Origin of the sequence: Sphingomonas sp. 3-13AW (assembly GCF_049311085.1) — a bacterium.
Classification (GTDB): Bacteria; Pseudomonadota; Alphaproteobacteria; order Sphingomonadales; family Sphingomonadaceae; genus Sphingomonas.
On record NZ_JASNVZ010000054.1, the window covers coordinates 1 to 838 of the forward strand.

The 838-nt window shown below is 65.3% G+C and carries 1 pseudogene; it reads right to left on the minus strand.

The features are described 5' to 3' along the window. Window positions 1-17: 17 nt before the first annotated feature. A pseudogene (locus QP045_RS21455) lies at window positions 18-769 on the minus strand (IS5 family transposase). Between the last annotated feature and the right edge of the window lie 69 nt (window positions 770-838).

Consider the following 838-nt stretch of genomic DNA (forward strand, 5'->3'; position numbering starts at 1 on the left):
CTAGGGTTGAGACTCATTCAGAGCCAGAACGCGATAGCTGTTGCGAGCGCGACGCCTGAGAGGAAGTTGGCCGCGAGCTTGTCGTAGCGGGTAGCGACGCGGCGGAAGTCCTTGAGGCGGCAGAAGGCGTTTTCGATGAGGTGGCGGCCGCGATAGCGGTCCTTGTCGTAGCGGATGGTGCGCTTGCGGTTGCGTCGGCCCGGGATGACCGGAACAGCGCCTCCATCGCGCAGCGAGCGCCGCAGCCTGTCGGCGTCGTAGCCTTTGTCGCCGAGCAGGTAGCGCATGCGCCCGGCGCGTTCGAGAAGCGCCGGTGCCGCCTTCACATCGCTGACGTTGCCGGCGGTCAGCATCAGCGCATAGGGGCGCCCGATGACGTCGGTGAGCGCGTGGACCTTGGTGGTCCAGCCACCGCGCGAGCGGCCGATCGCCTGCGTCGAGCGCCCCCTTTTGCGCCGAACGCCGCGCGCTGTGCCTTGATGTAGGTGCTGTCGATCGAGGTGCTTTTCGTGACCGCGCCGGTGTCTACCAGGGCGTCGAGCAGCTTCAGCCAGAAGCCGCGATGCGACCAGCGGTTGAAGCGGTTGTAGATCGTCGTCGACGGTCCGTAATCGGGCGGGCAGTCGCACCAGCGGCAACCGACCTTCAGCACATGAAGGATACCCGAGATCACCCGACGATCATCCACCCGCCGGGCACCCGGCTGGTTCTTCGGCAGATGCGGCTCGATCGCCGCCCATGCCTCATCAGACAACCAGAACAGCGCCATCACGCACCTCCCTTGATCCACACCACCGGTGAATCAGGAAAGTCTCACTCCTTCAAGCCGCTGATTGGG